The following is a 22,227-nucleotide window of genomic DNA, read 5'->3' on the forward strand; positions in this document are numbered from 1 at the left end:
ACTAGAACACCATGAGCAAACACGTAGCACGCAAGCGCTTCGGCCAGAACTTCCTGACCGACAAACTCGTCCTGGACAACATCATCGACGCCATCGGCCCGCAGCGCGGCCAGGCGATGGTCGAGATCGGGCCGGGCCTGGCCGCCATGACGGCGCTGCTGCTCAAGTCGCTCGACCACATGCACGTCGTCGAGCTGGACCGCGACCTGGTGGCGCGCCTGGAAAAGGCCTACCCGCGCGAGAAGCTCACCGTGCACTCGGGCGATGCGCTGAAGTTCGATTTCGGATCGATCCCGGTGCCGGAAGGGCGGAAGCTGCGCGTGGTCGGCAACCTGCCGTACAACATCTCGAGCCCGCTGCTGTTCCACCTGGCCGAATTCGCGCCGCTGGTCGAGGACCAGCATTTCATGCTGCAGAAGGAAGTGGTCGAGCGCATGGTGGCCGAGCCGGGCACCAAGGCCTACAGCCGCCTGTCGGTGATGCTGCAGTGGCGCTACGACATGGACCTGCTGTTCATCGTCCCGCCGACCGCCTTCGACCCGCCGCCCCAGGTGGACTCGGCGATCGTGCGCATGATCCCCAAGCGCCAGAAGCTGGAAGTGGACGGCGACAAGCTGGAAAAAGTCGTGGCCAAGGCCTTCTCGCAGCGCCGCAAGGTGATCCGCAACTGCGTGGCAGGCATGTTCACCGAGGCGCAACTGGTCGAAGCCGGGATCGATCCGGGCGCACGGCCGGAAGCAGTGGGCCTGGAGCAGTACGTGGCGCTGGCAAACCTGCTGTGATCGTCCTTCGCAGGGTGGCGGCTTGCCGCCCCGCGAAACTCCCCTCAATCCTGCTCTACATTGCGCTGCACAACGACAGCGCATCCCGTTTTTCGTCCTTTCATCCGCCAATTCCTGCAGTCCGTCGCACCCCGGTGGAAGCCGCGGGACGCCTTGGCTAAAGTGCTCCCATCGACAAGCCGCACGACACACGAAGCGGCCACCAACTCACCGAAGGGAGCACAAAATGAACGTCCTCAAGCACATGGAAGCCATCTTCCTCGCCACCCTGGTCCTCGCCGGCGTCAGCAGCTATGCGCAGGCCGCCACCAGCCGCGCGGCCGAGGCATACAATGCCCAGGTGTCGGTGGGCGCCTCGCAGGTCGCCGTGGTGAAGGTCACGGCCAAGCGCCCGGCCTGATGTCCGATGCCCGCTTCCGGCCGCGCCGGGCGGCGGGCAAAAAAAAGCCCGCTGGGTAGCGGGCTTGAAATCCAATTCTTTTCTGAGGAGAGTTGGAGGAGACAGGAGCTAGTATGCTGCGTTACAGCATATAAGTCCAATTTTCCTTTCACATATTCGACATAAGTTTTTCGAATATCTTATGAGGAGCGGACGCAGGTGATGTTGATGTTGGTAACATCGACGTCGCCCATGATGCCGGTCGGGTTCTGGACCGTGCAGACGGCGTCTTTTGGCTGGGTCACGATGGTCACGCCATAGGACTGGTTGTACTCCACCGGCACAACCATCGAGTACTTGAACGCGGCGCCGGTGGTGTTGGCTTCAGGTGGGATGATCACGGTGGTGCCGGTGGTGCTGCCATTGGCCAGCACCAGGCCGGTATTGTCCTTGGTCAGGCCCGTGACTTCGCCGCCGATCGCATGCGTCTGGATGAAGCACTCGAAGCGGGCATTGATCACGGCCAGCTGGCCGGCCGTGCCGGTCGTGCTGTTCGGCGCGTATTGGTAGATGCGGCAGTCCTGGTGCTGCGGATTGGACGTGATGCGCACGTCGTAGGTGTCGCCGTACTCCAGCTTTTTGGCGAAACTGAAGGTGACTTCTTCGCCAGCCTTGGCCGGCGGCGCGATGTTGATGGTCTCGGTGCCGTTATTGGTCAGCGTCATGCCCGGGTACACGATACCTGCGACGCGGCCGCCCACCGTAAAACTGTCGTCGTCGCCACCGCCACCGCAGGATGCCAGGGCCGCTGCCATTGCCAGCATGCTTGCCGGACGGATCAGGGAAAACTTCATGAAGCTTGCTCCAGGATATACAGTGTTGATCAAGTACGCGGGCCGCAGGTCACGGTCACGTTGGTGATGTCGGCCTGGCCCACGGTGCCGCTGCCGTTGGCAACCGTGCAGGTCTGGTTGTCGGGCTGGGTCAGGATGGCGATGCCGTAGGGCGCGTCTTCGTTGACCTTGGCCATGGTGAAGGAGGTGGCGCCGGGGGCGACCGTGACGCGGTCGGAACCGTTGACCAGTACCAGGTTGCCGGTGAGGCCGGTGACGGTGCCCTTCAGCTCATGCTGGCGGATGGTGCACTCGACGTAGATGGTGTTGATGTCGATGGCGACCTTGCCTTTTCCGTTGGTTACGGTGCAAGTTTCAGCATTGCTCGGGAAACTCTTGGCCGTCACGTTGTAGTCGGAATCGGTTTCCACCATGTCAGGGAAATAGAAATTGCCGATACCTCCGTTGGTCGGATTGATGACCAGGTCGGAGCCGCCATTGTTCTGCAGGACCAGGCCAGGCTTGGTCACGCCCGAAAACGAACCGCCAATAACCCGGTCGCCATCGCCGCCGCCGCAGGCGGACAGCGCCAGCGCGCATGCCAGCGCAGCACCGGCACGCAGGTACGAACTCTTCATAATTTCTCCAAAAAATCTGACTGGTGAACGTGCAAAGCGTGTGCAAGTGAGCTGTGGACACGCTGGTGGACGAGCTACGACCACATTATATTAGCCCAACATTTTAGTCCATTTAACAAGCGACTGGACGGTTTGCCTTTGTATCACGCTGTAACCGTGGGTAGCAGGGGACAGTGCCCGATTGCTTTCTACGGGCGTGCTCGCTATCCTTGGGCCAGGCACCCATCTTCCCAGCAAGCACACCATGATCCAGCGCCGCGCCTGGCCCAAAGCCGTATTGTTCGACCTCGACGACACCCTGTGGCCGATCGCCCCGGTGATCCTGGAGGCCGAGCAGATCCTGTTCGCCTGGCTGCGCCATCATGCGCCGCGGGTGGCGCAGCAGTTCACCATCGAGACGCTGCGCCAGGCCCGGCTCGAGCTGCTGGCGCGCCAGCCCGAATTCCAGCTCGACCTGGGCGCCTTGCGCCGGGCCGGCCTGATCGCCGCCTTCGAGCAGGCCGGCGAAGATGCGGGCAAGGTGGAACTGGCGATGACCGAATTCTTCGCGGCACGCAATGCGGTGATTCCCTATGACGACGTGCTGCCCGGCCTGCTGCGCCTGAAGGGCAGGGTGCGGATCGGCTCGGTCACCAACGGCAATGCCGACCTACAGACGATCGGCCTGGCGCGCCATTTCGATGCCTCGGTCGCCGCCCCCAGCTTCGGCGTCGCCAAGCCGGACCCGCGGATCTTCCTGGAGGCCTGCCGTCTGCTGGACGTGGCGCCGCAGGAGGCGGTGTACGTGGGCGACGACCTGCTGCTGGACGTCCAGGGCGCCCAGCGCGCCGGGCTGCGCGCCGTGTGGATGAACCGGATCGGCAAGGTCAACGACATGCCGGAGCAGGTCCGCCCCGACCTGGAAACGAGCAGCCTGGACGGGCTGCTGGACTGGCTCAAGCGCGAGCACGCCTGAACTGGCGCCCCGCCCGCTATCGCGTGCATAATAAGAGCATGCAACTCGAACCCCGCGCCCAGACCCTGCTCAAAGCCCTCGTCGAGCGCTACATCGCCGACGGCCAGCCTGTCGGTTCGCGTGCGCTGTCGAAGATTTCCGGCCTCGACCTGTCGCCGGCCACAATCCGCAACATCATGGCCGACCTCGAGGAAATGGGCTACGTCGCCAGTCCGCACACCTCGGCCGGCCGCATCCCGACCCCGCGCGGCTACCGGCTGTTCGTCGACACCCTGCTCACCGTGCAGCACATCGACGAGCAGGCTGCCCAGCACATGCGTCTCCCGAGCCAGCAGCCCCAGAAGATCATCGCCAACGCGGCCCAGATGCTGTCCTCGCTGTCGCAGTTCGCCGGCGTGGTGCAAAGCCCGCGGCGCGAGTCGGTGTTCCAGCAGATCGAATTCCTGCGCCTGTCCGAAAAGCGCATCCTGCTGGTCATCGTCGATCCGCGCGGCGACGTCCAGAACCGCCTCTTGCACACCGACGTCGACTACACGCCGGGCCAGCTGACCCAGTCGGCCAATTACCTGAACCAGAACTATGCGGGCCTCACCTTCGACCAGGTGCGCGCGCGCCTGAGCGGCGAACTGCGCCAGCTGCGCGACGACATGGGCAAGCTGATGCAGGTGGCGGTAGAGGCGGGCAGCGAGGCGATGGCCGAGGGCGACGACATGGTGATCGCGGGCGAACGCAACCTGCTGTCGGTGTCGGACCTGTCGTCCAACATGTCGTCCCTGCGCCAGATGTTCGAGATGTTCGAGCAGAAGACCGGCCTGATGCAGCTGCTCGAGGTGTCGAGCAAGGCGGGCGGGGTGCAGATCTTCATCGGCGGCGAATCCAAGCTGGTGCCGATGGACGAGATGAGCGTGGTGACGGCGCCCTACGAGGTCAATGGACGCATCGTCGGCACCCTGGGAGTGATCGGGCCGACGCGCATGGCCTACGAGCGCGTGATTCCGATCGTCGACATCACGGCCAAGCTGCTGTCGAATGCCCTGAGCCAGTCGTAGGGGTGTAAAAAAGCGGCCATGGCTGCGTTGCCTCGTCTCGTCGTACTACCCGTACTGTCTTCGACTCGGCGCCTTGCCTTGGCCGCTTTTTACACCCCTACCTGAATCAGTGGCGGTGCGGGCAGGCCGGCTTCACGCAATTGCCGTAGATCGCCAGCGAGTGCTCGGCGATCTTGAAGCCGCGTTCCACCGCGATCTTGTGCTGGCGCGCTTCGATTTCTTCGTCGTAGAACTCTTCCACGTGGCCGCAGTCGAGGCAGACGAGGTGGTCATGGTGCGAACCGGCATTCAGCTCGTAGATGGCCTTGCCGGTCTCGAAGTGGTTGCGGTTCAGCAGGCCGGCCTGTTCGAACTGGGTCAGCACGCGGTACACGGTGGCCAGGCCCACGTCCATGTTGTCGGCGAGGAGGATTTTGTAGACATCTTCCGCCGTCAGGTGCCGAACGGAGCTGTTCTGGAAGATTTCCAGGATTTTCAGGCGTGGCAGCGTTGCCTTCAGGCCGCTGGCCTTCAGGTCGGTGGGGTTGTTACTCATGTTTGTTGCTCGTAGTTTGGCGGAGTGCTTTATGATATAGCGTTTTGGAGCTCCCGCTCAAACGTTTTGAGGTTACCTATGCGCGTCAAACCAGCCGTTCTCCACCGATTCTCAAGCCGGGCAGTCGTCGTGGCCGGCCTCGCATGCACGCTGATGCTGTCCGGCTGCGCCGCCTGGCGCAACCAGACGCGTCCCGCGCCGCCGGTGAGCACGGACCCGGCGGCTGTCGCCGCGGACGCACAGAAGTCGGCCGCCGCCGCGAATGCCGGCGCCCAGACCGTCCAGGCCACCAAGCTGCAAAAATTCATGTGGGTGTTCTCGCCCTACCGCCCGGACATCCAGCAGGGTAACTTCGTCTCGCAGGAGATGCTGGACCAGCTGAAGGTCGGCCAGACCCGCGACCAGGTGCGCTTCCTCCTCGGTACCCCGCTGCTGAACGACGTCTTCCACCAGGACCGCTGGGACTACCCGTTCTACCTCGCGCGCGGCAACGGCGAGCTGACCACCAGCCGCGTCACCGTCTTCTTCAAGGACGACAAGGTCGAGCGCTTCGAAGGCGGCAACCTGCCGACCGAGCGCGAATACATCGACCGCATCGCCGGCCCGTCCAAGGTGAGCACCAAGGCCAAGCCTGAATCGCGCCCGATGGAAGCGCCCAAGGTCGGCGGCGCCCCGGTGGTGCAGCCATGACCGCCAAGTTGAAAATCGCCGTCGCCGGCGCCAGCGGCCGCATGGGCCGCATGCTGGTCGAAGCCATCCAGGCCGCGCCGGACGCCGAGCTGGCCGGTGCGCTCGACGTCGCGGGTTCGCCCTCGATCGGGATGGACGCCGGCGCCTTCGCCGGCCAGCTGACCGGCGTGATCATCCAGTCCGACCTCGCTGGCGCGCTGAAGAACGCCGACGTGCTGATCGACTTCACCCGTCCCGAAGGCACGCTGCGCCACCTGGAATACTGCGCGGCCAACGGCGTGCAGCTGGTGATCGGTACCACCGGCTTCGACGATGCCGGCAAGGCGGCGATCCGTGCGGCTTCCGAGAAGGTCGGCATCGTGTTCGCCCCGAACATGAGCGTGGGCGTGAACGTCACCCTCAAGCTGCTCGAGATGGCGGCCAAGAGCTTCAGCGAAGGCTACGACATCGAGATCGTCGAGGCGCACCACCGCCACAAGGTCGATGCGCCGAGCGGCACCGCCCTCAAGATGGGCGAAGTCATCGCCGACGCGCTGGGTCGCGACCTGAAGGAATGCGCCGTCTACGGCCGCGAAGGCGTGACCGGCGAGCGCGACCCGTCGACCATCGGCTTTGCCACCGTGCGCGGCGGCGACGTGGTGGGCGACCATACCGTCATGTTCCTCGGCACCGGTGAGCGCATCGAGATCAGCCACAAGTCGAGCAGCCGCGTCACCTACGCCCATGGCGCCGTCCGCGCCGCACGCTTCCTGGCGGGCAAGCCGAACGGCCTGTTCGGCATGGACGACGTGCTGGGCCTGAAGGGGTAAGCATGGCCGTCGCGGAACTGAACGGCGCCGCCATCGTCGACGAGGCCTCCTTCCATCTGGAATCCCGGCGCGCGTTCGGCTTTCCCGCGTCCTATGCCGACAGCATCGACGCCTGGGTCGACTGCCTGAGCTACCTGCGCGACGAGGAAAACATGACCAAGTTCCGGCTCAAGCCGAACGAGGTGCTGGAAATCGTCATCGCGGATGCCGACAGGATGAAGGCGGCCGTGCCGGACCTGCTGGACGAAATCGCCTTCTGCGTGGGCGGCATCAACGAGCGCTACGAGGACTACGGCGAGAAGCCGGCGCTGGAGCTGGTGCTGCGCTGAGCCCGGCCGCAGCGGCTTCCAACCGCCATCCCTGCCGCGGCAGGCATGGCGGTTTTTCATTGCGGCTCCGCCTTTCGCCGCAGTGCAAAATGAAACAGTATAATGTTCTGTTCCACCCTCCACGTCTGCAAGAAATCATGCAAGAAAAATATAGTCCAGCTGAAGTCGAACAGGCCGCCCAGGCCTACTGGAAGTCGATCGACGCCTACAAGGCCGTCGAGAACGACCCGCGTTTCCCAAAAGGCAAGTATTACGCCTGCTCGATGCTGCCTTACCCGTCGGGCAAGCTGCACATGGGCCACGTGCGCAACTATACGATCAATGACGTGATGTACCGCTACCTGCGGATGAACGGCTACAACGTCCTGATGCCGATGGGCTGGGACGCTTTCGGCATGCCGGCCGAGAACGCGGCGATGGCGAACAACGTGCCGCCGGCCGAGTGGACCTATTCGAACATCGCCCACATGCGCGGGCAGATGGAATCGATGGGCCTGGCCATCGACTGGTCGCGCGAGATGACCGCCTGCAAGCCGGAATACTACAAGTGGAACCAGTGGATGTTCCTCAAGATGCTCGAGAAGGGCATCATCTACCAGAAGACCGGCACCGTGAACTGGGACCCGGTGGACCAGACCGTGCTGGCCAACGAACAGGTGGTGGACGGCCGCGGCTGGCGCTCGGGCGCGCTGATCGAGAAGCGCGAGATCCCGATGTACTACGTGCGCATCACCGAGTACGCGGACGAGCTGCTGGACTACGTCGACAACAAGCTGCCGGGCTGGCCGGAGCGCGTGCGCATCATGCAGGCCAACTGGATCGGCAAGTCGACCGGCGTGCGCTTCGCCTTCCCGCACCAGATCAAGGACGACTCGGGTGAGCTCATCAACGAGGGCAAGCTGTACGTCTTCACCACCCGCGCCGACACCATCATGGGCGTGACCTTCTGCGCCGTGGCGGCCGAGCACCCGCTGGCCCAGCACGCCGCGAAGAACAACCCGGAACTGCAGGCCTTCATCGCCGAGTGCAAGCTGGGTTCCGTCATCGAAGCCGACATGGCGACGATGGAAAAGAAAGGCATGCCGACCGGCCTGACCGTAACCCACCCGGTGACCGGCGAGCAGCTGCCGGTCTGGGTCGGCAACTACGTCCTGATGACCTACGGCGACGGCGCCGTGATGGGCGTGCCGGGCCACGACGAGCGCGACTTCGGCTTCGCCACCAAATACAATCTGCCGATCAAGCAGGTGGTTGCCGTCGAAGGCCAGGAATTCTCCCTGGACGGCTGGCAAGAATGGTACGGCGACAAGGAAGCTGGCCGCACCGTCAACTCGGGCAAGTACGACGGCCTGGACTACATCGCCGCGGTCAACGCGGTGGCCGGCGACCTCGCCGCCCAGGGCCTGGGCGACAAGAAGGTCACCTTCCGCCTGCGCGACTGGGGCATCTCGCGCCAGCGCTACTGGGGCACCCCAATCCCGATGATCCACTGCGGCGACTGCGGCGCGGTGCCGGTGCCGGAAGCAGACCTGCCGGTCGTGCTGCCGGAACACCTGGTCCCGGACGGCACCGGCAATCCGCTCAACAAGGACGAAGCCTTCCTGAAGTGCGATTGCCCGAAGTGCGGCAAGCCGGCGCGCCGCGAGACCGACACGATGGATACCTTCATCGATTCGTCCTGGTACTACATGCGCTATACCTCGCCGGGCTCCAACGACAAGATGGTCGACGAGCGCAACGACTACTGGATGCCGATGGACCAGTACATCGGCGGCATCGAGCACGCCGTCATGCACCTGCTGTACGCGCGCTTCTGGACCAAGGTGATGCGCGACTTCGGCCTGCTGAAGTTCGACGAGCCCTTCGTGAACCTGCTGACCCAGGGCATGGTGCTGAACGAGACCTACTACCGCGAAGACCAGTCCGGCAAGAAGACCTGGTTCAACCCGGCCGACGTCGAACTCACGTTCGACGACAAGGGCCGCCCGCAGAGCGCCGTCCTGAAATCGGATGGCCAGCCGGTCCAGATCGGCGGCACCGAGAAGATGTCGAAGTCGAAGAACAACGGCATCGACCCGCAGGCGCAGATCGAGCAGTACGGCGCCGACACCGCGCGCCTGTTCACCATGTTCGCCTCGCCGCCGGAGCAGACCCTGGAGTGGTCGAACAGCGGCGTGGAAGGCGCGAGCCGCTTCCTGCGCCGCGTCTGGGCCTACGGCTACGCGCAGCGCGAGCGCATTGCCAATGCCCTGAAAGGCCAGCAGCAAGGCTCGCTGGACGACGCCCAGAAGACCCTGCGCCGCGAAGTGCACAAGGTGCTGCAGCAGGCCGACTATGACCTGAAGCGCATCCAGTACAACACCGTGGTCTCGGCCTGCATGAAGATGCTCAACACGCTGGAGTCGGCCAAGCTGGCCGAGGGTGTGGCGTCTGATGCGGTGATCGCCGAAGGCTTCTCGATCTTCCTGCGCCTGCTGAACCCGGTGGCGCCGCACATCACCCACGGCCTGTGGCAGGAACTGGGCTATGCCGCCGTCTATGGCGACATCCTCAACGTGCAGTGGCCGCAAGTCGACCCGGCCGCGCTGGAGCAGTCGGAGATCGAGCTGATGATCCAGGTGAACGGCAAGCTGCGCGGTTCGGTCAAGGTGCCGAAAGATGCCGACAAGGCGAGCATCGAAGCGGCTGCGCTGGCCGAGGAATCGGTCAGCAAGTTCATCGAGGGCACGCCGAAGAAGGTCATCGTGGTGCCGGGCAAACTCATCAACATCGTGGTGTAAATCGATGAAAACCATCGTGGTACGCACGCTGGCAGCGGTCCTGGTGGCCGCAACCGTCGCCGGTTGCGGCTTCCAGCTGCGCGGCTCGACCGGCCAGTACAACATGCCCTTCCAGAGCATCTACCTGGCCTTCCCCGAGACCTCGCCGCTGGGCACGGAGCTCAAGCGCAACCTGCGCGCGGGCGACTCCGTGCGCGTCGAGACCGACGCCTCCAAGGCGCAGGCCCTGTTCGACGTGCTGTCCGAGTCGCGCGGCAAGTCGATCCTGTCGCTGAACAGCCTGGGCCGGGTGCGCGAGTACTCGCTGAGCTACACCCTGGTGTTCCGCGTGCGCGACGCCAACAACAAGGAGCTGCTCGGCCCGACCGAGATCACCCTGCGCCGCAACATCGCCTTCGACGAATCGCAGGTGCTGGCCAAGGAATCGGAAGAGCAGCTGCTGTACCGCGACATGCAGGCCGACCTGGTGCAGCAGATCCTGCGCCGCCTGGCCGCGATCAAACCTGTCTGACGAGTTGAGACTGAAGCATGCAGCTGCGGCCTGAGGCCCTCGAGGGCCACCTGGCCAAGGGCCTGGCGCCCTTGTACGTGATCACCAGCGACGAGCACCTGCTCGCGCTGGAAGCGGCCGACCGTATTCGCAAGACCGCCCGCGCGCAAGGCTTTACCGAGCGCGACGTGCTCACGGTCGAGCGCAACTTCAAGTGGGGCGAACTGCTGGCCGCGAACCAGGCCATGTCCCTGTTCGGCGACAAGAAGCTGATCGAGCTGCGCATCCCGAGTGGCAAACCCGGCAAGGACGGCAGCGCCGCCCTGCAGGCTTACGCCAAGGACCTCGGTCCCGACAACCTCACCCTGATCACCTTGCCGAAGCTGGACTGGCAGACCGCCAAGGCCTCGTGGGTGGCGGCGCTGCAGCAGGCGGCGGTCTACATCGAGATTCCGAACGTGGAGCGCGCCCAGCTGCCGGGCTGGATCGGCATGCGTCTCTCCGCGCAAGGGCAGAGTGCCGAGCGCCAGAGCCTGGACTTCATCGCCGATCGCGTCGAGGGCAACCTGCTGGCGGCGCACCAGGAAATCCAGAAGCTCGGCCTGCTGTACGAGCCGGGCAAGCTGAGCTTCGAACAGGTGCACGACGCCGTGCTCAACGTGGCGCGCTACGACGTGTTCAAGCTGTCCGAAGCCATGCTGGCGGGCGACCCGGCGCGCCTGGCGCGCATGCTCGACGGCCTGAAGGGCGAGGGCGAGGCGCTGCCGCTGGTTTTATGGGCCGTCAGTGAAGAAATCCGCACGCTGCTAAAATTGAAATCCGGGATGGCGCAGGGCCGCCCGCTGGGCGCGCTGCTGAAGGAATACCGCATCTGGGGTCCGCGCGAGCGCATGATGGAACCGGCGCTGCGGCGCGTGTCGATCGCCACGCTGGAAGCGGCCTTGAAAGAGGCGGCGCAGGTGGACCGGATGGTCAAGGGCCTGCGCGCGAAGGCGTTTGCGGGCGATGCGTGGGATGCCATGCTGCAGCTGGCGCTGCGGGTCGCAAGGTAGGGTGGGCAGGTCCCCTGCCCACGCGGTTAACCGGCTGCTGCATTACTCAACTGCTGTTTGAACGCGTGGGCGGCAAAGCCGCCCACCCTACGAAAATCGTTACACGGGCTACACGATGGACATCACCGAACACATGCACTCCATGGGCCGCAAGGCCCGTGCCGCTTCGCGCGCCATGGCGCGCGCCGACGGCGCCACCCGCAACCGCGCGCTGCTCCTGATCGCCGACGCCATCGAGCGCGACGCCGCCGTACTGCGCGCGGCGAACCAGGAAGACATGGAGGCGGCCCGCGCCGGCGGCCTGGAACCGGCCCTGCTCGACCGCCTGGCGCTGACCGAGGGCGCCATCAAGACCATGGTCGAGGGCCTGCGCCAGATCGTCACGCTGCCCGACCCGGTCGGCGAAATTACCAACATGAAGTCGCGCCCGAGCGGCATCCAGGTCGGCCAGATGCGCGTGCCGCTGGGCGTCATCGGCATCATCTACGAGGCGCGCCCGAACGTGACGGTGGATGCGGCCGGCCTGTGCATCAAGAGCGGCAACGCCGCCATCCTGCGCGGTGGCTCGGAAGCGATCCACTGCAACCGCGCGCTGGCCAAGCTGGTGAGCGAGGGCCTGGCTGGCGCCGGCCTGCCGCTGGACGCGGTGCAGGTGGTCGACACGACCGACCGCGCCGCCGTCGGCGCCTTGATCACCATGCCGCAGTACGTGGACGTGATCGTCCCGCGCGGCGGCAAAGGGCTGATCGCGCGCCTGATGGAGGAATCCACCGTCCCGATGATCAAGCACCTGGACGGCATCTGCCACGTCTACATCGACGACAAGGCCGACATCGCCAAGGCGCTGCCGGTGGCCTTCAACGCCAAGTGCCACCGCTACGGCACCTGCAATACGATGGAAACCCTGCTGGTGGCGCGTTCGATCGCACCCGTCGTGCTGCCGCAGCTGGCGGAGCTCTACAAGACCAGGGAAGTAGAGCTGCGCGCCGACGCGGAATCCCATGCGATCCTGACGGGCTACCCCTGGCTGGCGCATGCGACCGAGCAGGACTGGAGCACCGAATACCTGGCGCCGATCCTGTCGATCCGCGTGGTGGAAGGGCTGGACGGCGCGATTGACCACATCAACACCTGGTCGTCGAAGCACACCGAATCGATCATCACCGAAGACTACAGCGCCGCGCTGCGCTTCCTGCGCGAGGTGGATTCGGCCTCGGTGATGGTGAACGCCTCGACCCGTTTCGCGGACGGCTTCGAATACGGCCTGGGCGCGGAGATCGGCATCTCGAACGACAAGCTGCATGCGCGCGGACCGGTGGGGCTGGAGGGGCTTACCTCGCTCAAGTACGTCGTGTTCGGGCACGGCGAAGTGCGTAGCTGACAAGAACGACAACAAGGAATCGCATGTACCTCTGGATCAAGGCCCTGCACATCGTCTTCATCGCCTCCTGGTTCGCCGGGCTGTTCTACCTGCCGCGCATCTTCGTGAACCTGGCCCAGGAAACCAATCCGGCGGCGCTCGAGCGCCTGTTGGGCATGGGGCGCCGGCTGTACCGCTTCACCACGATCCTGATGGTGCCGGCCCTGGTGCTGGGCATCTGGCTGTGGCTGGGCTACGGCATCCGGGGCGGCTGGCTGCATGCGAAACTGGCGCTCGTGATCCTGACGATCGGCTACCATCACGCCTGCGGCTCGCTGCTCAAGAAATTCGAGCGCGGGGCGAATGTGCGCAGCCACACATGGTATCGCTACTTCAATGAAGTGCCGGTGCTGTTGCTGCTGGCGATTGTGATTTTGGTAGTTGTAAAGCCGTTCTGATAGTCACTTCGCAAATCCATCGAATTGTTTTGAACCACCAGCTGTAAAACCGTCATTCCCGCGCAGGCGGGAATCCAAGTTCGTTGGTCCGCCACGAACGTCAAATTGGATCCCCGCCTTCGCGGGGATGACGGCTCATACGTTAGCAGTACTGATACTGCTAACACGTTTCAAGTTTTATTAACGGACAAAGGGTACCCCTCATGGCCTCATATTTTTGCCCATGCCCGCGCGGCATGGAAGCGGCACTTGCCGAAGAACTGGGTGAAATCGCCCAGCACAGCACCACCATGCGGGTGCACAACCAGGTGCCTGGCGGCGTGCACTGCTCCGGTTCGCTGGTCGATGCCTACCGCATCAACCTGCACTCGCGCATCGCCTCGCGCGTCCTGATGCGCATGGGGCAGCGCAGCTACAACAACGAGAACGACATCTACGACCTGGTGCTCGAGCAGCCCTGGGAAGACTGGTTCGGCGTCAACCACACCATCCGCGTCGACGTCACCGCGGTGAAATCCCCGCTGAAGAGCCTCGAATTCACCACGCTGAAGATCAAGGACGCCGTCTGCGACCGCTTCCGCGACCAGTTCAACAAGCGTCCCTCGGTGAACACCCGCGAGCCGGACATGCGCATCGTCGGCTTCCTCGACCAGCGCAACTTCATCATCTACCTCGATACCTCGGGCGAAGCGCTGTTCAAGCGCGGCTGGCGCGAAGAGACCGGCGACGCGCCGCTGCGCGAGAACCTGGCCGCCGGCATGCTGCGCGTGGCCGGCTGGAAGCCGGGCATCCCGCTGTTCGACCCGATGTGTGGCTCCGGCACCATCCTGGTCGAAGCGGCCCAGATGGTGCAGGGCATTCCGCCGGGCGCGCGCCGCCGCTTCGCGTTTGAAAAATTCGCCGACTTCGACCGCGAGGCCTGGGCGGCATTGAAGGCCGAGATCAAGCCGAACCCCTTGCCTGCCGAGCCGACCATCTTCGGTTCCGACATCTCGGGCGACATGGTCGCGATGACGCGCCATAACCTGAAGATCGCCGGCATCCTGTTCGACGTGCCGCTCAAGCAGATCGAAGCCCAGCACGTGTCGCCGCCCACAAGCGAGCCAGGCATCCTGCTGACCAACCCGCCGTATGGCGAGCGGATCGGCGTGCGCGGCGATTCCACGGTGCCGCAGGACGAGATGGCGGTCTCCTTCTACTCCGCGCTCGGCACCACGCTGAAGCAGCGCTTCGCGGGCTGGACCGCCTTCCTGTTCACGGCGGACCTCGGGCTGCCCAAGCTGCTGCGCCTGAAGGAATCGCGCAAGACCCCGTTCTTCAACGGCGCGCTCGAATGCCGCCTGTTCCGCTTCGACATGGTGGCGGGTTTCAACCGCCGCGAGGAAGCCAAACCGAAACAGGAGCAATAAGCCTCCATGCTGCCGCCGACCGAACCCGACGACTTGCCCAAGGATCCGGTCACGCCGGTTCCGCTGCCCGCGCCCCACAAGATCGCCATGCTCAGCGCCGGCGGCCTGGCCACGCTGCTGGCGGCGATGTCGATGCTGGGGCCGTTCTCGATCGACGCCTACCTGCCGGCCTTCCCGCAGATCCGCGCCGAGCTGAACGCCTCGGCGCTGGAAGTGCAGCAGACGCTCACCGCCTACATGCTGGCCTTCGCCGGCATGGTGCTGTGGCATGGCGCGCTGTCGGATGCCTTCGGGCGGCGCAACGTGGTCCTGTTCGCGCTGGTCGTGTTCGCGATCGGCACCTTCGGCTGCGCGGCGGCCAGTTCGGTGCATTACCTGTGGGTGTTCCGCATCATGCAGGGCGTGTCGGCGGGGGCGGGCGTGGTGGTGGGGCGCGCCATCATCCGCGACCTGTATTCGGACGCCGAGGCGGCGCGCCTGCTGTCGATGGTGACCATGATCTTCTCGATCGCACCGGCCATCGCGCCGGTGCTGGGCGGCTGGATCGTGACCCTGGCCGACTGGCGCGCGATCTTCCTGGCGCTGTGCGCCTACACCGTCATCCTGGGCTGGTTCTGCTGGAAGCACCTGCCCGAGACCGTGCCGAAGGAAAAGCGCCAGCCCTTCAATCCGCGCTTCCTGGCCCAGAGCTACGGCGCCATCTTCAGCTCCTTCCTGTTCCACATGAAGTCGGGCGTGGTGGCGCTGAATTTCGCCGGCCTGTTCCTGTACATCGCGTCGGCGCCGGTGATGCTGCCCGAGCACCTCGGCCTGGGCCCGTCGCAGTTCGCCTGGCTGTTCGTGCCGACCGTGAGCGGCATCTTCCTGGGCGCGCTGGCGGCCAACCGCATGGCCGGCAAGCTGGGCTTCGCACGCCAGATCCGTATCGGCTTCTTCTTCATGCTGGGCGCGGTCGCCTTCAACGTGACCTACCACAGCTTCCTGCCGCCCTCGCTGCCCTGGAGCGTGGCGCACATGTTCTTCTTCACCTTCGGCAGCTCGATCATCGCGCCGGGCGCGACCCTGATGGCGCTCGACCTGTTCCCGCACATCCGCGGCACCGTGGCCTCGTGCCAGTCCTTCATGACCACCCTGGCGGGGGCGATCGTGGCGGGCGTGATTTCGCCGATGCTGTCGCATTCGGTGCTGTCGCTGGCGCTCGGCCAGGCCGGCTTCACGCTGCTGTCGATCGGCCTGTGGGCCACCGCGCGCCACTACCGGCGCCAGAAAATCCGCGACGGGCACCCGATGCCGTGATCGGGTTCAGTGAACCCGATCATTGTCGTGAAATAAAATTTCATATATGCATGCATATGTGAAATAATCTTCCATTGACGCTGAAATAGCTTTCGTGCGCCTCTCACTTTAGAGCGACATCTCGACAACACTTTTTACAGAAAGTATTGTTCCCGATCAGAAATGTCTATATGCTAAGATAAGTTTTTCGTGCCCAGAACAAACGTTTAAACATTGTTCTGTTCAATACATAAACAAGAAAGACTTTGTGGCAACCCTACCCGGGCTGCCTCGGACAACCTTCGACACGCGGCCGCGTTGGAGACCATGCAAGCTTCGGATCAGGATATACGCAATCGTCTGCTGATTGCCCGTCTGCCGGCCATGCCGCAGATCCTCGTGCGTCTCATCGAACACCTGCAGGCCGACGACCTCGGCATGCCGGAGCTGGCCGCCCTGATCTCGAAGGATGCCGGCATGACCGGCAAGCTGCTGGCCGTGGCCAACAGCTCGGCCTACCAGCGGCACCACCGCAACGTCAACCTCGAGCAGTCCCTGGTCGCCCTCGGCACCGACATGATCAAGACGCTGGTGATCAGCGACTCGGTGTTCCAGACCTTTAATAATTTCCCGCATTCGGGCAGCACCGACCTGCGCGCCTTCTGGAAGAATTCGCTGAGCACGGCCGTCATCGCGAAGGACATCGCACGCGCCGTCGAGTACCCGCACCTGGAAGAAGCCTACCTGGCCGGACTGCTGCACAACGTCGGCCGCCTGGCCCTCCTGGCCACCGCGCCCAAGGAATACGCCTTCAACTTCAGCGCGCGCGACGACGAGGACCTGTGCGCGGTCGAGCAGCGCACCCTGCAGATCACCCACGCCGAAGCCGGCGCCTGGCTGATCGAACGCTGGCAGCTCGACTCCTTCCTGGCCGACGCCGTGCTGTACCACCACGAGCCGAGCGAGCGCCTGGAGTCGGCCCACCCCTTGATCCGCATCGTGCGCCTGGCCCACGTGCTGTCCAGCCATGCCGGCGACGAAGCCATGGTGCGTGAAGCCGCGGCCCTGTGCGGCATCGACGACGAACAGGCCGGCCAGATGCTGGCCGGCGCCGCGCGCCAGGTCGAGAAGGCCGCCGCCCACCTGGGCATCGACCTGGAAGGCGCCGACGATGTCCCGGCGCCGCCGGCCTATGCGCCACCAAGCCTGGATCCGGTGCAGCAGCGCCTGTCTGAAGAAGTGCGCAACATGGTGCTGGTCTCGGAAGTGGGCCAGAGCTTCGCGCGCCAGCAGGGAGAATCCGGCCTGCTGGAAGCGATGACGCGCTCGGCGCGCATCCTGTTCGACTTCGGCAATGCCGTGGTCCTGCTGGAGAACCCGACCGGCCACGCCCTGGTCGGCGCGCCGACCCAGGGCAGCCAGCGCATCGCCGAATTCGCCGTGCCGCTCGCGAAAGGCGGCGCCATCGCCAAGAGCGCGCTGGAGCGCCGTCCGGCCTTCATCGGGCGCGACGGCGACAGCCTCGGCCTGGCCGAGGAACAGCTGCTGCGCATGCTCGGCACCGACAGCCTGGTGTGCGTGCCGCTGGTTGCCGGCGCGCGCTGCCTGGGCGTACTGATCGGCGGCATCGCGGCCTGGCAGGTCCCGTATTGCCAGCGGCGCGAGCGCTTCATGCAGTCCTTCGGGGCGCAGGCCGCCACCGCGCTGGAGAACATGCTGCTCGAGCGCGGCCATGCAAGGCGCCAACTGGCCCACGTGGCCGAGGAATACCGCGAGGCCTCGCGCCGCGTGGTGCACGAAGTGAACAACCCGCTGTCGATCATCAAGAACTACCTGAGTGTCCTCGACAGCAAGCTGGCGCGCCAGGAGCCCGTGAGCACCGAGATGTCGATCCTGAACGAAGAGATCGACCGCGTCGGCCAGCTGGTCGGCAGCCTGGCCGAGCTCAAGCCGGTCGACACCGGCCCGCGCCCGACCGACGTGGCCAAGGTGGTGGACGAGGTGCAGCGCCTGTTCCGCAGCACCGGCTTCGTCCCGGCCACGGTCGACATCGTGGTCACCATGCACGAGGAAGCGACCCGCATCGAGGGCGACGCCGACGTGCTCAAGCAGATCCTGGTGAACCTGGTGAAGAACGCCATCGAGGCCCTCGGCACGGGCGGCGGGCGCGTGGAGATCGTCAACCGCGGCCACGTGAACCGCGAGCGCCAGCTCTACCTGGAACTGGTCGTCAGCGACAACGGCCCCGGCCTGTCGCGCGACGTGCTGGCCCATTTGTTCTCGCCGGTGAAGAGCACCAAGGACGGCGCCCACCACGGCCTCGGCCTGTCCATCGTGCACAGCCTGGTCAAGAAGCTGGGCGGCCACATCGGCTGCCGCAGCGGCCGCAACGGCACCGCATTCGAAATCCTCCTGCCGGCGTGGTCCGGCGCCGGCGCCGCCACCAGCACCAGTCTTGGTACCCCCGCGGCGCTGCCGGCCCGCGCGATCGGCTCCGCATAACATCATGATCAACGCGCACAACGCCATGTTTTCCGGCGAACCGGCCCCGTATTCCCCAACGCTCGAGACCGACAGCCAGCCACGCCTGCTGCTGGTCGACGACGAGCCGCGCCTGCTGTCCTCGCTGTACGAGCTGCTGCGCGACCGCGGTTACCAGCTCACCACCGCGTCCTCGGGCAGCGAAGCCCTGGCCCATTTGTCGCGCCTGCGTTTCGACCTGGTCCTGCTCGACCTGCGCTTGCCCGACATCGGCGGCCACGAGATCATGGACTTCATCAACCAGAAGGGCATCGACGCCGACGTGATCGTGATGAGCGGCGAAGTCGGCATCGATGCGGCGATCGGCGCGCTCAAGCGCGGCGCCTACGACTACCTGCGCAAGCCCTACGCGCGCGAAGAACTCCTGGCCACGGTCGCCAACGCCCTCAAGGGCCGCCGCCTGGCGCTCGAGAACCAGCGCATGGCCACCCAGCTGGACGCCTCCGAGAAGATGTACCGCTACCTGGTGGACTCCTCGCCGGACATCATCTACACGCTGAACCACGAAGGCCGCTTCACCTTCGTGAACGACCGCGCCTACCAGCTGCTCGGCTATTCGCGCGACGAGCTGCTCGGCAAGCACTATTCGCTGCTGGTGCACGAGGAAGACCTGGAACGCGCGCGCTACGTCTTCAACGAGCGCCGCGTCGACGAACGCGCCTCGCGCAACGTCGAGCTGCGCCTGAAGTGCAGGAACGGCGGCGGCAGCGGCGGCAACGGCCACGAGCGCACCTTCAACAACACCCTGATGACGATTTCGCTGAACGCGATCGGCATGCACGTGCCCGACCAGGAAGTGAAGAAGCTCGAGTTCTTCGGCACCTACGGCGTGGCGCGCGACATCACCGACCGCAAGCGCGCCGAAGAAGTCATCTCCTACCAGGCCTACCACGACATCCTGACCGACCTGCCGAACCGCATCCTGTTCAAGGACCGCCTCGGACTGGCCGTGATCCAGGCCAAGCGCAAGAAGACCGAGCTGGCGGTGATGTTCATCGACCTGGACCGCTTCAAGCTGGTCAACGACACCCTGGGCCACGTGAAGGGCGACGAACTGCTGCAGCAGGCCGCCACCCGCCTGAAGGGCTGCCTGCGCAAGGGCGATACGCTGGCGCGCCAGGGCGGCGACGAATTCACCATCGTACTGCCGGAGCTGCGCGACCGCGACGACGCGCGCATGGTCGCCGACAAGTTCCTCGAGGTTCTGCAGGAGCCGTTCGACCTGGACGGCCACGAAGTGCACATCTCGGCCTCGATCGGCATCGCCATCTATCCGACCGACGGCGAATCGATCGACGAGCTGCTGCGCCATGCCGACATCGCCATGTACCAGGTCAAGGCCCAGGGCAAGAACGGCCACAGCTTCTACCACACCTCGATGCTGGACATCTCGCACCAGAAGATCGCCCTCGAGCAGGCGCTGCGCCGCGCGCTCGAGCAGGACGAGCTGGAGATGTACTACCAGCCGCAGATCGACGCGCTCACCGGCCGCATCGTCGGCGCCGAGGCGCTGATGCGCTGGAACCACCCGACCCGCGGGCTGCTGTCGGCCGGGGAGTTCCTGCCCTTCGCGGAAGAGAACGGCCTGATGCTGCCGATCTCGGACTGGATGATCGGCGCGCTGTGCCGCGACATGCTGCAGTGGAATGCTTCCGGCACCGACCACGTGCGCCTGTCGCTCAACCTGTCGCCGCAATACCTCGACCGCGGCGACTTCTTCGAGAAGATGCGCAATGCCCTGGTGCGCTACGGGATCGCGCCGGGCCAGATCGAAGTCGAGATCACCGAGAACATCTGCATCCGCAACCCGCAGTACGCGATCGAACAGCTGAATAAACTGTGCCAGCTCGGCGTGTCGGTGGCGATCGACGATTTCGGCACCGGCTATTCGTCGCTCTCCTACCTGCACCGCTTCCCGATCCACACCGTGAAGATCGACCAGTCCTTCGTCAAGGAGATCCACGAAGAGGGCGGCCACTATCCGGTGATCCTGGCGATCATCTCGATCGCGCGCGGCCTGGGCCTGAACCTGATCGCGGAAGGCGTGGAGACCGAGGAGCAGGCGCGCTACCTGCGCGCCAACGGCTGCATGACGATGCAGGGCTACCTGTACTACCGCCCGATCCCGCTGGGCGAATTCATCAAGTCGCTGCGCACCCAGCCGACGCTGTTCGGCCTGCGGGCAGTGCAGGCGTAAGCGGACGCCATGCTCGACATCCCTGCCCAGCCTGGCGACATCGAAGGTCGCCACACCGCGGAATTCCTGCGCGTGAAGGGCATGGCCGAGCGCGGCGTGCCGAGCGCCCAGCACAGCCTGGGCTTCATGTACGCGAGCGGCCAGGGCGTGCCCCAGAACTACGAACTGGCGGTGGCCTGGTACCGCATGGCGGCCAGCGCCGACCTCGAGCTGGCGCAGTACAACCTCGGTGTGATGTACCAAAAAGGGCAGGGCGTCGGCCAGGACTATGGCCAGGCGGCCTACTGGTACCGCCGCGCCGCCGAACAGGGTTATGCGCCGGCGCAGTACAACCTGGGCTGGCTGTATGCGAAAGGCCAGGGCGTGCCGAGCGACGTGCAGCAGGCCCTGCACTGGTTCAGCCAGGCCGCCGGCCAGGGCGAACCGGGCGCGCAGCACAACCTCGGCATGATGTACGAGACCGGCAAGGGCGTGCCCCAGGACCAGGATGCCGCCACCGAGTGGTACCGCCGCGCCGCGGAACAGGGCTATGCGCGCTCGCAGTTCAGCCTCGCCCTGCGCTCCAGCGGGGCACAGTCGGTCGACTGGTTCCGCAAGGCCGCAGAGCAGGGCTACGCGCCGGCCCAGTTCAACCTCGGCCTGCGCTACGACAAGGGGCAGGACCTCGAGCAGGACAGCGCGCTGGCGATCCTGTGGTACGGCCGCGCCGCCGAACAGGGGCACGCCAGTTCCCAGTTCAATCTTGCCCTCATCTACGACAGCGGGCACGGCGTGCCGCGCGACGAAGCGCTGGCGCTGCACTGGTACCGCCGCGCGGCAAGCCAGGGCCATGCCGGCGCCCAGGACAACCTCGGCGTGCGCTACGAGCACGGGCAGGGCGTCGAGGCCGACCCGAGCCAGGCGGCCCACTGGTACCGCCAGGCCGCCGAGCAGGGCATGCCCTCGGCCCAGTACCACCTCGGCCAGCTGTTCGACGCCGGTAGTGGTGTGCCGCAGGATCCTGCCCAGGCAGCCCACTGGTACCGCAAGGCGGCCGAGCAGGGCCACCTGCGCGCCCAGTTCGACCTCGGCCTGCGCTATGAGGGCGGGGTGGGGGTGGCGCGCGACGAGCAACAGGCGCTGGAGTGGTACCGGCGCGCGGCGAACCAGGACTACGCGCCGGCGCAGTACATGGTAGGCGTGCTGCTGGACCGCGCCGAGCATGCCGACCCAAGCGAGGCGACCGACTGGTTCCACAAGGCCGCCGACCAGGGCCACGCGCTGGCACAGTTCGAGCTGGGCCTGCGCCACGACTGCGGCAAGGGCATCGAGCGCGATTATGAAGCCGCCCACTTCTGGTACCTGTGCGCGGCGCGCCAGGGACATGCGCGCGCCCAGTTCAACCTCGGCGTGATGTATTCGGCAGGGCAGGGCGTGCAGCGCGACCTGGTCGAGGCCTATGCCTGGCTGCAGCGCGCGGGCGGGGCGGGCGTGGCCGCCGCGTCAGGCTACCTGAAGAAGATCGCGGCGCGCATGGAGCCGCAGCTGCTGGCGCAGGCGCAAGGCTACGTCTGAGCCCTCTGGCGCAAGCCCGGCGTTTCCTGTAGGGTGGTCGGCTGTGCCGACCCCGCGTCCAACCGACGCCGAACGGACGGGACGCATACATACAACAACTGTCCACGAGACG

Annotated in this window: 20 protein-coding genes; 17 read left to right on the plus strand and 3 right to left on the minus strand. The window is 65.3% G+C overall.

The window, feature by feature from the left end:
• The first annotated feature begins 11 nt into the window (after positions 1-11).
• Complete coding sequence (gene rsmA, locus ACK6C6_RS00285) at positions 12-782, plus strand: 16S rRNA (adenine(1518)-N(6)/adenine(1519)-N(6))-dimethyltransferase RsmA (RefSeq protein ID WP_292041310.1); 771 nt, start codon at positions 12-14, stop codon at positions 780-782.
• A 226-nt stretch (positions 783-1,008) separates the two neighbouring features.
• Positions 1,009-1,182, plus strand: coding sequence for a hypothetical protein (locus ACK6C6_RS00290; protein WP_169728133.1), 174 nt, complete (start codon positions 1,009-1,011; stop codon positions 1,180-1,182).
• 179 nt (positions 1,183-1,361) lie between these two features.
• Here the strand turns inward: ACK6C6_RS00290 and ACK6C6_RS00295 are convergent, their stop codons facing one another.
• Both ACK6C6_RS00295 and ACK6C6_RS00300 read right to left on the minus strand, forming a co-directional pair.
• Complete coding sequence (locus ACK6C6_RS00295; RefSeq protein ID WP_209587117.1) at positions 1,362-2,015, minus strand: hypothetical protein; 654 nt, start codon at positions 2,013-2,015, stop codon at positions 1,362-1,364.
• A gap of 29 nt (positions 2,016-2,044) precedes the next feature.
• Complete coding sequence (locus ACK6C6_RS00300) at positions 2,045-2,632, minus strand: hypothetical protein (RefSeq protein ID WP_409265324.1); 588 nt, start codon at positions 2,630-2,632, stop codon at positions 2,045-2,047.
• A 244-nt stretch (positions 2,633-2,876) separates the two neighbouring features.
• Between ACK6C6_RS00300 and ACK6C6_RS00305 the strand changes: the two genes are divergently transcribed.
• Positions 2,877-3,587 carry an HAD family hydrolase gene (locus ACK6C6_RS00305; protein ID WP_409265325.1) on the plus strand — a complete coding sequence of 237 codons (711 nt, stop codon included), beginning with the start codon at positions 2,877-2,879 and terminating at the stop codon, positions 3,585-3,587.
• 38 nt (positions 3,588-3,625) lie between these two features.
• Positions 3,626-4,636 carry a heat-inducible transcriptional repressor HrcA gene (gene hrcA, locus ACK6C6_RS00310; protein ID WP_209587120.1) on the plus strand — a complete coding sequence of 337 codons (1,011 nt, stop codon included), beginning with the start codon at positions 3,626-3,628 and terminating at the stop codon, positions 4,634-4,636.
• Positions 4,637-4,742: 106 nt separating this feature from the next.
• Here the strand turns inward: hrcA and fur are convergent, their stop codons facing one another.
• A complete protein-coding gene (gene fur / locus ACK6C6_RS00315) occupies positions 4,743-5,171 on the minus strand; it encodes a ferric iron uptake transcriptional regulator (protein WP_027866534.1) in 429 nt (142 codons plus the stop codon).
• 78 nt (positions 5,172-5,249) lie between these two features.
• On the opposite strand from fur, the gene ACK6C6_RS00320 reads away from it, so the two are divergent.
• From ACK6C6_RS00320 to ACK6C6_RS00380, 13 genes are all read left to right on the plus strand, one after another.
• On the plus strand, positions 5,250-5,861 hold the full coding sequence (locus ACK6C6_RS00320; RefSeq protein ID WP_229413128.1) for an outer membrane protein assembly factor BamE: 612 nt from the start codon (positions 5,250-5,252) through the stop codon (positions 5,859-5,861).
• The gene (gene dapB, locus ACK6C6_RS00325) at positions 5,858-6,670 is read left to right on the plus strand and encodes a 4-hydroxy-tetrahydrodipicolinate reductase (RefSeq protein WP_209587121.1); all 813 of its coding nucleotides are present in this window, start codon (positions 5,858-5,860) and stop codon (positions 6,668-6,670) included. The genes ACK6C6_RS00320 and dapB overlap by 4 nt, the downstream gene beginning before the upstream one ends.
• A gap of 2 nt (positions 6,671-6,672) precedes the next feature.
• Positions 6,673-6,999, plus strand: coding sequence for a barstar family protein (locus tag ACK6C6_RS00330; protein WP_036213408.1), 327 nt, complete (start codon positions 6,673-6,675; stop codon positions 6,997-6,999).
• A gap of 137 nt (positions 7,000-7,136) precedes the next feature.
• A complete protein-coding gene (gene leuS, locus ACK6C6_RS00335; RefSeq protein WP_409265326.1) occupies positions 7,137-9,779 on the plus strand; it encodes a leucine--tRNA ligase in 2,643 nt (880 codons plus the stop codon).
• 4 nt (positions 9,780-9,783) lie between these two features.
• Positions 9,784-10,290: an LPS assembly lipoprotein LptE gene (gene lptE / locus ACK6C6_RS00340; protein ID WP_209587123.1), complete on the plus strand. Its 507-nt coding sequence runs from the start codon at positions 9,784-9,786 to the stop codon at positions 10,288-10,290.
• Positions 10,291-10,307: 17 nt separating this feature from the next.
• Positions 10,308-11,321, plus strand: a complete 1,014-nt coding sequence (holA, locus tag ACK6C6_RS00345; RefSeq protein ID WP_409265327.1) for a DNA polymerase III subunit delta — start codon at positions 10,308-10,310, stop codon at positions 11,319-11,321.
• 115 nt (positions 11,322-11,436) lie between these two features.
• A complete protein-coding gene (locus ACK6C6_RS00350) occupies positions 11,437-12,702 on the plus strand; it encodes a glutamate-5-semialdehyde dehydrogenase (protein ID WP_409265328.1) in 1,266 nt (421 codons plus the stop codon).
• A gap of 23 nt (positions 12,703-12,725) precedes the next feature.
• On the plus strand, positions 12,726-13,139 hold the full coding sequence (locus tag ACK6C6_RS00355) for a CopD family protein (RefSeq protein WP_409265329.1): 414 nt from the start codon (positions 12,726-12,728) through the stop codon (positions 13,137-13,139).
• Between the two features lie 203 nt (positions 13,140-13,342).
• Positions 13,343-14,548, plus strand: a complete 1,206-nt coding sequence (locus tag ACK6C6_RS00360; RefSeq protein WP_409265330.1) for a class I SAM-dependent RNA methyltransferase — start codon at positions 13,343-13,345, stop codon at positions 14,546-14,548.
• A 6-nt stretch (positions 14,549-14,554) separates the two neighbouring features.
• Complete coding sequence (locus tag ACK6C6_RS00365) at positions 14,555-15,844, plus strand: multidrug effflux MFS transporter (protein WP_209587127.1); 1,290 nt, start codon at positions 14,555-14,557, stop codon at positions 15,842-15,844.
• Between the two features lie 363 nt (positions 15,845-16,207).
• Positions 16,208-18,325 carry an HDOD domain-containing protein gene (locus ACK6C6_RS00370; RefSeq protein ID WP_409265331.1) on the plus strand — a complete coding sequence of 706 codons (2,118 nt, stop codon included), beginning with the start codon at positions 16,208-16,210 and terminating at the stop codon, positions 18,323-18,325.
• Between the two features lie 25 nt (positions 18,326-18,350).
• A complete protein-coding gene (locus ACK6C6_RS00375; RefSeq protein ID WP_209587760.1) occupies positions 18,351-20,561 on the plus strand; it encodes an EAL domain-containing protein in 2,211 nt (736 codons plus the stop codon).
• 9 nt (positions 20,562-20,570) lie between these two features.
• Positions 20,571-22,115 carry a hypothetical protein gene (locus ACK6C6_RS00380; protein WP_409265333.1) on the plus strand — a complete coding sequence of 515 codons (1,545 nt, stop codon included), beginning with the start codon at positions 20,571-20,573 and terminating at the stop codon, positions 22,113-22,115.
• Positions 22,116-22,227 lie beyond the last annotated feature (112 nt).

Source organism: Massilia sp. BHUDP2 (assembly GCF_046236355.1).
GTDB classification, from domain to species: domain Bacteria; phylum Pseudomonadota; class Gammaproteobacteria; order Burkholderiales; family Burkholderiaceae_D; genus Telluria; species Telluria varians.

Excerpts from the sequence above, each read along its gene's own strand:
- rsmA (WP_292041310.1), top strand. The coding sequence starts at position 12 with ATGAGCAAACACGTAGCACGCAAGCGCTTCGGCCAGAACTTCCTGACC.
- leuS (WP_409265326.1), top strand. The coding sequence starts at position 7,137 with ATGCAAGAAAAATATAGTCCAGCTGAAGTCGAACAGGCCGCCCAGGCC.
- ACK6C6_RS00380 (WP_409265333.1), top strand. The coding sequence starts at position 20,571 with ATGCTCGACATCCCTGCCCAGCCTGGCGACATCGAAGGTCGCCACACC.
- ACK6C6_RS00355 (WP_409265329.1), top strand. The coding sequence starts at position 12,726 with ATGTACCTCTGGATCAAGGCCCTGCACATCGTCTTCATCGCCTCCTGG.
- ACK6C6_RS00290 (WP_169728133.1), top strand. The coding sequence starts at position 1,009 with ATGAACGTCCTCAAGCACATGGAAGCCATCTTCCTCGCCACCCTGGTC.
- holA (WP_409265327.1), top strand. The coding sequence starts at position 10,308 with ATGCAGCTGCGGCCTGAGGCCCTCGAGGGCCACCTGGCCAAGGGCCTG.
- dapB (WP_209587121.1), top strand. The coding sequence starts at position 5,858 with ATGACCGCCAAGTTGAAAATCGCCGTCGCCGGCGCCAGCGGCCGCATG.
- fur (WP_027866534.1), bottom strand. The coding sequence starts at position 5,171 with ATGAGTAACAACCCCACCGACCTGAAGGCCAGCGGCCTGAAGGCAACG.
- ACK6C6_RS00295 (WP_209587117.1), bottom strand. The coding sequence starts at position 2,015 with ATGAAGTTTTCCCTGATCCGTCCGGCAAGCATGCTGGCAATGGCAGCG.
- ACK6C6_RS00365 (WP_209587127.1), top strand. The coding sequence starts at position 14,555 with ATGCTGCCGCCGACCGAACCCGACGACTTGCCCAAGGATCCGGTCACG.
- ACK6C6_RS00370 (WP_409265331.1), top strand. The coding sequence starts at position 16,208 with ATGCCGCAGATCCTCGTGCGTCTCATCGAACACCTGCAGGCCGACGAC.
- ACK6C6_RS00360 (WP_409265330.1), top strand. The coding sequence starts at position 13,343 with ATGGCCTCATATTTTTGCCCATGCCCGCGCGGCATGGAAGCGGCACTT.
- ACK6C6_RS00305 (WP_409265325.1), top strand. The coding sequence starts at position 2,877 with ATGATCCAGCGCCGCGCCTGGCCCAAAGCCGTATTGTTCGACCTCGAC.
- ACK6C6_RS00300 (WP_409265324.1), bottom strand. The coding sequence starts at position 2,632 with ATGAAGAGTTCGTACCTGCGTGCCGGTGCTGCGCTGGCATGCGCGCTG.
- lptE (WP_209587123.1), top strand. The coding sequence starts at position 9,784 with ATGAAAACCATCGTGGTACGCACGCTGGCAGCGGTCCTGGTGGCCGCA.
- ACK6C6_RS00375 (WP_209587760.1), top strand. The coding sequence starts at position 18,351 with ATGTTTTCCGGCGAACCGGCCCCGTATTCCCCAACGCTCGAGACCGAC.
- ACK6C6_RS00330 (WP_036213408.1), top strand. The coding sequence starts at position 6,673 with ATGGCCGTCGCGGAACTGAACGGCGCCGCCATCGTCGACGAGGCCTCC.
- hrcA (WP_209587120.1), top strand. The coding sequence starts at position 3,626 with ATGCAACTCGAACCCCGCGCCCAGACCCTGCTCAAAGCCCTCGTCGAG.
- ACK6C6_RS00350 (WP_409265328.1), top strand. The coding sequence starts at position 11,437 with ATGGACATCACCGAACACATGCACTCCATGGGCCGCAAGGCCCGTGCC.
- ACK6C6_RS00320 (WP_229413128.1), top strand. The coding sequence starts at position 5,250 with ATGCGCGTCAAACCAGCCGTTCTCCACCGATTCTCAAGCCGGGCAGTC.